8 protein-coding genes are annotated in these 9,164 nt (G+C 66.0%); 6 read left to right on the top strand and 2 right to left on the bottom strand.

Annotated features, from left to right (window positions below):
• Positions 1–91 precede the first annotated feature (91 nt).
• The 5 genes from ACRDTL_RS21840 (at position 92) to ACRDTL_RS21820 (ending at position 5,959) form a co-directional block, all read left to right on the top strand.
• Positions 92–1,729, top strand: coding sequence for a (2,3-dihydroxybenzoyl)adenylate synthase (locus tag ACRDTL_RS21840; RefSeq protein WP_431508783.1), 1,638 nt, complete (start codon positions 92–94; stop codon positions 1,727–1,729).
• 65 nt (positions 1,730–1,794) lie between these two features.
• The gene (locus tag ACRDTL_RS21835; protein WP_431508782.1) at positions 1,795–2,637 is read left to right on the top strand and encodes an SDR family NAD(P)-dependent oxidoreductase; all 843 of its coding nucleotides are present in this window, start codon (positions 1,795–1,797) and stop codon (positions 2,635–2,637) included.
• Between the two features lie 24 nt (positions 2,638–2,661).
• Positions 2,662–3,582, top strand: a complete 921-nt coding sequence (locus ACRDTL_RS21830; RefSeq protein WP_431508781.1) for a ferritin-like domain-containing protein — start codon at positions 2,662–2,664, stop codon at positions 3,580–3,582.
• Positions 3,579–5,060 (top strand): flavin-containing monooxygenase, encoded by a 1,482-nt coding sequence (locus tag ACRDTL_RS21825; protein WP_431508806.1) that lies wholly within the window; start codon positions 3,579–3,581, stop codon positions 5,058–5,060. Before ACRDTL_RS21830 ends, ACRDTL_RS21825 begins: the two co-directional genes overlap by 4 nt.
• Positions 5,060–5,959, top strand: a complete 900-nt coding sequence (locus tag ACRDTL_RS21820; RefSeq protein ID WP_431508780.1) for a MerR family transcriptional regulator — start codon at positions 5,060–5,062, stop codon at positions 5,957–5,959. The genes ACRDTL_RS21825 and ACRDTL_RS21820 overlap by 1 nt, the downstream gene beginning before the upstream one ends.
• On the opposite strand, the gene ACRDTL_RS21815 is transcribed toward ACRDTL_RS21820, so the two are convergent.
• Entirely contained in the window at positions 5,960–7,312 is a 1,353-nt protein-coding gene (locus ACRDTL_RS21815; RefSeq protein ID WP_431508779.1) for a salicylate synthase, read from the bottom strand.
• A 327-nt stretch (positions 7,313–7,639) separates the two neighbouring features.
• Between ACRDTL_RS21815 and ACRDTL_RS21810 the strand changes: the two genes are divergently transcribed.
• Positions 7,640–7,882: a hypothetical protein gene (locus ACRDTL_RS21810; RefSeq protein ID WP_431508778.1), complete on the top strand. Its 243-nt coding sequence runs from the start codon at positions 7,640–7,642 to the stop codon at positions 7,880–7,882.
• 35 nt (positions 7,883–7,917) lie between these two features.
• Here ACRDTL_RS21810 and ACRDTL_RS21805 read toward each other — a convergent pair whose 3' ends face one another.
• A complete protein-coding gene (locus ACRDTL_RS21805) occupies positions 7,918–9,138 on the bottom strand; it encodes a cytochrome P450 (protein ID WP_431508777.1) in 1,221 nt (406 codons plus the stop codon).
• Positions 9,139–9,164: the final 26 nt, after the last annotated feature.

The raw sequence follows: 9,164 nt of genomic DNA, 5'->3' as shown, positions 1-9,164 counted from the left end.
TGCCCAATTAGCACAGGCTGCCCTAAGTCTGTGGTTACCTTATCCTCGTGCCCGACACGAGGCCAGATCAGGACCCACTAGAGGATTGCGCATGGCGCAGACGGCTACGAACGGTCTAGAGGGCTTCGTGTCGTTCCCCGCCGACCGGGCCGCGCGATACCGGTCAGCCGGCTATTGGCGGGGCCGGACCCTCGACTCGATCCTGTCCGAGGCCGCGCGACGATGGCCGGATCGGGTCGCCGTGGTCGATGCGGGGGCGCGCCAACAACAGCTGAGCTATGCCGAACTCGACGAGCGGGCCGACCGTGCGGCGACGGGGCTGTGCGCGCTGGGCATCGTGCCCGGCGATCGGGTGCTGCTGCAATTGCCCAACAGCGCTGCGTTCGCGGTGGCGCTGTTCGCCCTGTTGCGCGCCGGCGCCATCCCGGTGATGTGCCTGCCGGGCCACCGCGGCGCCGAGTTGGGGCACTTCACCGCCATCAGCGGCGCCGCCGGACTGCTGATTGCCGACACGGCGAACGGTTTCGACTACCGCACGATGGCTCAGGCACTGCTCGACGACCATCCCACGCTGCGGCACGTCGCTGTCGACGGCGATCCCGGACCTTTCGTGTCGTGGGCACAGGTGTGCGGGACTGAGGCGCATCGGCCGGCGCCCTGCGTCGCAGATCCGGGATCGCCGGCGCTGCTGCTGGTCTCCGGTGGCACCACCGGCAAGCCCAAGCTCATTCCGCGCACCCACGACGACTATGTCTACAACGCCACTGCCAGCGCCGGGATCTGCCGATTGACGTGCGACGACGTCTATCTGGTCGTGTTGCCGGCCGCGCACAACTTTCCGCTTGCCTGCCCCGGCCTACTCGGTGCGATGACAGTCGGCGCCACCACCGTGTTCACCAGCGATGCCAGCCCTGAGTCGGCCTTCGCCGCGATCGAGCGTTACGGCGTCACGGTGACAGCGTTGGTGCCGGCATTGGCGAAACTGTGGGCGCAGGCCTGCGAGTGGGAACCGATGACGCCAACGTCGTTGCGGCTCTTGCAAGTTGGCGGCGCCAAGCTGGATGCCGAAGACGGTCCGCGCATCCGCACCGCGCTGAACACCGGCCTGCAGCAGGTGTTCGGGATGGCCGAAGGGCTGCTGTGTTACACCGGTGTGGACGATCCGCCGGAACTGGTCGACCGCAGCCAGGGTAGGCCGCTGTGCGCCGACGACGAGTTACGCATCGTCGATGACACCGGTCAGCCGGTGATGGCCGGTGTCGATGGCGAACTGCTGGTGCGGGGGCCGTACACACTCAACGGCTACTTTCACGCCGAACGCGAGAACGAACGCTGCTTCGACCCCGACGGTTTTTTCCGCACCGGCGATCTGGTCCGCCGCTTCGGCGACGGCTACCTCGAGGTCACCGGGCGAGTCAAAGACGTCATCCACCGCGGCGGCGAGACGATTGCCGCGGCCGACCTGGAAGAACACCTGCTCGCCCACCCGGCGATCTGGTCCGCGGCCGCGGTAGCGCTTCCCGACCTCTATCTGGGTGAAAGGATCTGCGCCGCAGTGGTATTCGTGGGCCCATCGGTGACGCTGCCCGAGTTGAATGAATTTCTCGACCAACGCGGAGTATCCACGCATGCCCGGCCAGACATGCTGGTCGAGATGGCCAAGCTGCCCACCACCGCGGTCGGCAAGGTCGACAAGAAGGCGATCGCAGCGCAGTTGCTGGGGCCCTAACTCGGCGAGCCGAGTCCCAAACGTTGCCATTGACTAATGTCAACATTTTCTGTTGACTTAGTTCCATGCTCGGTCGCAGCTCACCCAAGGCCAGCCACCACGCGTCGGCGGTGGTCACCGGCGCGGGCAGCGGGATCGGTGCGGCGTTCGCCGTCGAACTCGCCCGTCGCGGCGGTGCGGTGGTCTGCAGCGACATCGACGAAGCCGCCGCTGCCGCCACGGTGGACCGAATCACCGAGCAGGGCGGTAAAGCCATCGCCGTCCGCTGCGACGTGGCACAGTTCGACGACGTCCGCGACCTGGCCGCGCAGGCCCAATCATGGTTCGGCGCCGCACCCACGCTGGTGATCAACAACGCCGGTGTCGGCGCGGGCGGCGCCACGATCGGCGAAATGCCCCTTGACGATTGGCACTGGACCCTCGATATCAACCTGTGGGGGCCGATCCACGGCTGCCATGTGTTCGTCCCGATTCTGCGGGCAGCCGGTGCACCAAAGGCTCCGCGGGGCATCATCAACGTCGCATCGGCGGCCGCATTCGGCGCGGTACCCGGCATGGCCGCCTACAACGTCAGCAAGGCCGGCGTAGTTTCGCTGTCCGAGACACTGGCCGCCGAATTGTCCGGCTCCGGCGTCAACGTCACCGTGCTGTGCCCCACCTTCGTCAAGACCAACATCGTCGAATCCGGCCGCATCAGCGCGCAATCGAACCAACTCGCTACCAAGTTGATGCGCTGGACCGGGCTTTCGCCGGCCAAAGTCGCACGCACCTGCCTGGACGCCCACGATCGCGGCGACTTGTACTGCATGCCGCAGCTGGACGCCAAGATCGGCTGGAACATCAAACGATTCGCTCCGGGGGCGTACACCCGTGCGGTCGGCATGATGTCCCGCGCCGTACCGCACTGATCGGACAAATCCAAGGAGGATCCGATGGCGATCGACATGGAAGCAATGCTGGCCAAGATCAAGGACCGGCAGTGGGCACTGGCCGACATCGATTGGGACGCACCCGGTGCCGAAACCATCAGCGACGAGTTCCGCCCCAAACTCAAGGCGTTCATGGCCGACCTGTGCTGGATCGAAAACGTCGGCGCCCGCGGGTTCGCGGCGTTGGCCAAGAAGGCACCCACCCCAACGCTGGCCGAGATCTACCGATACTTCCACGCCGAGGAACAACGCCACGCCAACGCCGAACTGGCGCTGATGAAACGCTGGGGCATGATCGATGACGGCGAGCTGCCCGAACCCAATATCAACATCCGGCTGGCCATCGAGTGGCTGGACCGCTACTCCGACAACATGCCACTGTCCCTGCTGGGTACCGTCATCCCGATGCTCGAAGTGGCCCTCGATGGAGCACTGCTGAAATTTCTGCTCGACGAAGTCGAGGATCCCGTGTGCCATCAGGTCTTCGAGAAGATCAACAACGATGAATCCCGGCATCTCGCTGTGGATTTCGAGGTGCTCGACATGATCGGCCACGCTACCACGCGTAAGCTGGTCATCGAATTCATCGGCAACGTGGCCTCCCCGGGTGCCATCGTCGGCGGCCTGATCGCCATCCCGCTGCTCAACCAGATCCGCAACGAGATCATCAGCATGGGAATGGAACCCGAACGGCTGTATAACGCGGTCAAGCGTTTCAAGCAACTCGGAGACCGGGGCGAAAGCACGTGGCGAGTGCCCACCTATCAAGTCCTCAAACGCCATGCCGCAGTGGTGGTCAACCCACGCCACCCCTATCACCTGCTGGCCGACTCCATGGTGCGGTTGTCGCATCGCTACCCCCGGCCGCTGCTGAAGCCGGTGCCAAGCTGGTTCAAAGAGCTCACCCACGAGCCCGCGGCATAGCCATGGCGCGCAACCATATCCACGCGGCACTGATCGTCGGTGCCGGCTTCACCGGTCTGGGTACCGCGGTCAAACTGACTCAGGCCGGTGTCGCTGACATCGTCATTCTCGAGCGCAGTGACCGGGTGGGCGGAACCTGGCGCGACACCAGCTATCCGGGTGCGAGCTGCGACATCCCGTCACTGCTGTATTCGTTCTCGTTCGTCAAGAACCCGAACTGGTCGCGGACCTACTCCCCCGCCGGTGAGATCCGCCGGCATCTCGAGGACATGGCCACCCGGTTCGACATCCACCGCCATATCCGGTTCGGCCATGAGGTCAACGGACTCTCATTCGATGAAAGCGCCGGTGTCTGGACCGCGACTACACGCGACGGCAAGCGTTTTCACGCCCGCACGGTCGTACTGGCGTCCGGGCCGCTGGCCGACTCCGGCTTCCCGGACATCCGCGGCATCGACTCCTACCTCGGCACAAAGATCCACAGTGCCCGCTGGGACCACGACTACGACTTCACCGGCAAGCGGGTCGCGGTCGTCGGCACCGGCGCCAGCGCCATCCAGATCATCCCGGAACTGGTCAAGCAAGCCGAGTTCGTCAAGGTTTTCCAGCGCACCCCGGGCTGGGTACTGCCCCGCCTCGATATCCCCACACCAACAGCAGTACAAGCGGTATTCACAAAAGTACCTGTGGCTCAAGAACTTACTCGACAGGCATTGTTCTGGGGCCACGAAGCCAGCGCCACCGCGCTGGTGTGGAACACCCCGTTGACCGGGCTGGTGGCGCGGCTGGGCAAAGCCCATCTGCGGCTGGCCGTCAAAGACCCGTGGTTGCGCCGACAGCTGACACCGGACTTCGCGCCGGGCTGCAAACGCATGCTGGTCTCCAGCGACTACTACCCCGCCCTGCAGCGCGACAACTGCAAACTGATCGACTGGCCGATCGCGACGCTGAGCCCGGCCGGCATCCGCACCAGCGACGGCATCGAACACCGCCTGGACTGCATCGTGTTCGCGACCGGCTACGACGTACACCTGACCGGCCCGCCGTTTGAAGTCACCGGCCTGGGGGGTCGCTCTTTGCACGCCGAATGGACCGACGGCGCGCAGGCCTACAAGAGCATCAACGCGCACGGATACCCAAACCTGTTCTTCATGACCGGCCCCAATTCCGGGCCCGGACACAACTCGCTGCTGGTGTACATCGAGGGCCAAATCGTCTACGCGGTACGCGCTATCAGAACCATCCTCGGCAATGAGCTGCGCTATCTCGACGTGCGCGCCGACGTCCAACGCTCCTACAACGAGCGCATCCAGAAACGGCTGACCAAGACGACGTGGATGTCGGGTTGCCGCAGCTGGTATCTGACCAAGGACGGCTTCAACGCGTCGATGTATCCGGGGTTCGCCACCCAGTATCTTCGGCAGATGGCCGATTTTCGGTTCGCCGACTACGACGCGGTCACCCGAGACGCCGCCTGATGCCTGCTGAACGATCGCCCACGATCACCGGCGTGCTGGCCAACATACGGCGCGCGCCCGAACGGGTGCGGCGAGGATCGCGGGATGTGGTCGAAACCGCGGTGGCCCAGTTGTTCGACGCGGCGGCCCGTCATCCCCATGCCGTGTCGACGTCCGGCGAATACCGCATCGACGACCTGGCCCGGTTGGCCGGCACCACCACCCGCAATATCCGCGTGTACCGGGACCGGGGCCTGCTGCACCGACCACTGCGCGTCGGGCGGGTCGCGTTGTACAACGACACCCATCTGACCCGGCTCCGGCTGATCACCTCGATGCTTGACCGCGGATACACGATCGCACATGTCCGGGAGATGCTCAGCGCCTGGGAAGAGGGCAAAAACCTCGGCGACGTCCTCGGCCTGGAGACCGCGATCGCGGGCACCTGGACCACCGAAAAGCCCGAAACCATGCCGCTCGCCGACGCTCAACGCCGCATCGCCGACCCGCGCGCATTCGACCGGCTCGTCGCGCTGGGGGTGGTCCGGGTCGACGGCAGCCAAGCCACCGTGACCAGGCCCAAACTGATCGACGCGTTCGACGAGATCCGTGGCTACGGCGTCAGCATGGACAAACTCATCGGCTTGCACGAACAGATCGTTCCCCTGGTCGACCAGATCAGCGAGATGCTGGTGCGCGCCGGCGCCGAACACGTCGTCGACCGGATCAGGCCCGGCGAGGCGCTGCCCGCCGACACCGAGATCGCGGAGTTGATCACCATGCTGGTGCGATTCCGCACCCAGGCCGTCGCATCCGTCACGGCCACCTTGGCGTCGTCGATCGAATCGACGATCGAGTCGCTTGTCAGCCGCATCCTCGCGGACTACATGGAACGATCGGCGGACTTGCAAGCCAACTAGTCAGCGCCGCGCAACCAGATAGGGTGCGAGCGTAGCCAGCTTTTCGCAAGTCTCCTCGAATTCGCGGTCGGGTTGTGATGCACCGATGATGCCGGCCCCGGCCTGCAGCCACGTTCGCCCGTTGTGTTCGTAGGCCGCTCGTAGCGTCAGGGCCGCATCAAGCCCGTCGTTGGCCGAAAACATCACCACCGCACCGGAATACAGTGCGCGTGGACCTTCGTCGAGCCTCATGATGGCGTCGACGCCGGCAGCTTTGGGGATACCCGAGACGGTGACCGCGGGAAACAACGTCTCCAGCGCATCCATGCGGCTCTTCGAGGTGTCCAGCCGGGCGCTGACCGTCGAGCCGAGGTGCTGCACGCTGCCGCGCTCGCGCACGGTCATGAAGTCGGTGACCGCCGCGCTGCCCGGCTCAGCGATCTCGTTGATCTCGCGCAGCGAGCTGCGCACCGACACAGCATGTTCGACGATCTCCTTGGAATCCCATTCCAGGTCGTCGCGGGCTCGCTGATCGCACGCCGTCCCACGGCCCAGCGCCCGGGTACCGGCCAGCGGCTCGGTGACCACCGTCCCGTCACTGGATACCGCCGCGACCAGCTCCGGGCTGAAGCCCATCGCCCGAAAACCGCCGAGCCGCAACAAGAACGAGCGCACCGGGGTGTTATGCCGGCGGCCCAATCGGTACGTCGACGGGAAGTCCAGCGCGAACGGCACGTCCACGCTGCGGGACAGGATGACTTTGTGGTAGCGGCGGGTGACGATCTCGTCGATGGCCGCCGCGACCCGAGCGCGGTAGCCGGTGGTGTCGGTGGCCACGTCGATCACCGACGCAGGTGGTGTGCCGGGCAGATCGTCGCCCAGTAGCCGGTCCACCGCCTCGTTGTGGCGGTCCTCGGCGCCGGATAGCCGAATTTCCTCGTCGGTGACCACGATGCGGGTGCGGGGCCAAAATACCCGCGCCAGCGGGGTCTGCGGTGCCAGCCGGCCTTGCAGTCCGAACCGGTACGCGCCGAACTCGAAGGAGACCCAGCCGAAGGCGTGGTCGGTTTCCAGCAGCAGTCGGTCAACTGCCTCACCGAGGACCGGTCCCGGTCGCCCCGACCACGTTTGTCGCCGGGTTACACCGTCGCGGATGACGCGCAGCTCGTCAGCGTCCAGCTCGACCATGACCAGCACTCCGGCAGCCAAAATCCATTGGCCGTCGCGCTCGTACAGCAGATATTCCTCGCCATCCCGCTCGGGCAGCGCCGCAGCCAACTCGGCCGCCAAATCCGCCGGGGCGATATGGGTCGGCAACCGCAACGACAGTGACGCGGGGCCTGCCGGACTCGTGTCGACACTGGCTTCGGTCACGCTTAGTAAATGTAGCCTAACCTATCAAAAAGTGGGATACCTCCCCCGCCGACGGACAACCCTTCGATCGGGTGCGTCATGCGGTGCCCCCCGGGCTGCACCGCCGCGGGGCTTTGTGATTGCTGAAACCCCTTGCACAGCGGTTGAAATCGGACCGCGCTACCGCCGACCAGCCAGGTGACGAATTGGTAACCGAACATTTCCGAGACGTTCACGAGCTGGCTTCGCAACGGTCCCGGGGCCGCCGCGGGCCGCACCTACCATTGGTTTCGATTGCCAGATCGTCGCCAGCTTCTACCGCGCCACCAGAAGAGAGGAGCAGCCGCAGTGTTCGTGATCCGGCTCCTTGACGGAGAAGAAGTCCACGCCAGCGAGGGCGACCAGCTCAGCATCAACCAGGACACCGGCGTACTCACGGTTACCCGCGTCGACGGGTTCGAGGAAGTCACGACGCACTTTTCGCCGTCGGCGTGGAGCTCTGTGACGCACCGCGTCAAGGAGAACGTGATCCGCCCTCCCCGGGCGTCCGCCGGTAATCATCCTGCAGGTCGGCAGCGACAAGCCGGCTGACCCGCCCGCCCGGTGCCGCGCCGCGCCGGGCGGCCTCATGCCGGGGTGAACTGCACGGGCAGCGCGGCCGGCGAGCGAAACGCCACGCCGACCACCTCCGGCGGCGGCGCGTCCGGGTCCAGCCGCAGATCCGGCAGCCGGTCGAGTAGCGCATTGATCGCGACCGATGCCTCCATCCGCGCCAGGTGCATACCCAGGCATAGGTGCGGCCCGCCGCCGAAGGTCAGGTGCGCGATATTGGTGCGGGTGGGATCGAACCGGTCCGGGTCCGGGTAGCGGTTCGGATCGCGGTTGGCCGCCGCGACGCTGACGCTGACTTTGGTTCCCGCCGGGATCGCGACCCCGCCGAGCTCGCTGTCCCGCGCCGCCACCCGCATCACCGTGGTGATCGGCGGCTCCCACCGCAGCGCCTCCTCGATGGCGCCACGGACCAGGACGCGGTCCGCGCGCACCGCGTCCCACAACGCGGGGGGCTCGGTGAGCAGGGCGACCAGCAGGTTGCCCGAGGCGCGGTATGTCGTCTCCACGCCGGCCGGCAGGATCAGCAGCAGCAGCGCGAAGATTTCGTCGTCGGTCAGCCGGGCCCCGTCGATCTCGGATTCCAGCAACGTACTGATCAGATCGTCCTGTGGGTTGCGCCGCCGCTCGGCGAGCAACCCGCCGAAATACTCCTTCAGCGCCGCCGACGCGGCGATCCCGCACTCCCAGTCGTAGACCACGTTGAGCATCTCGATCGACAACCGCTGGAAGCGCAGGTAGTCCTGGCGCGGCAGGCCCATGATCCGCGCGATCACCTGGACCGGGAACGCGAAGGTGAATTCGCGGGCCAATTCGGCCCGCCCGCGGGGGGCGAACCGGTCGATGAGCTCGCCGACCACCACCTCCACCAGCTCGCTGCGCCACCGATCCAGCAGCGCCGCCCGGAACGACGGGGACACCAGGGCGCGGCTGGCCCGATGCTCGGCGCCCTCGAGTTCGAGCAGGGTGCGGCCCATGACCGGGCCCATGATCTGGTCGTAAATCGACGACGAGAAGGTGTCGGGATGAGTGAGCACCGTCTGGCACTCGTCGTAGCCGAGCACCGTCACGCCGAGGTTGCCGACCTGCCCAGAGGTGTTCTCGGCGACGGGATTTCCCACCATCACGCGATGCCGTTCACGGGCCTCGCGCAGCCGCTCATGCACGTTTTCGACCTGCTTGAGCAGCCCGGTTTGCAGTTCGGCCGGATCGAATTCGTCGAGGGCCGGGTCAGCCATGAGCCGGCACCGTCTCGGTGTCGCGT

Origin of the sequence: Mycobacterium sp., assembly GCF_050700595.1 — a bacterium.
In the GTDB taxonomy this organism is placed as follows: Bacteria; Actinomycetota; Actinomycetes; order Mycobacteriales; family Mycobacteriaceae; genus Mycobacterium.
Note: the sequence above shows the minus strand (reverse complement) of the source record. Positions and strands in the feature narration are given on the sequence as shown.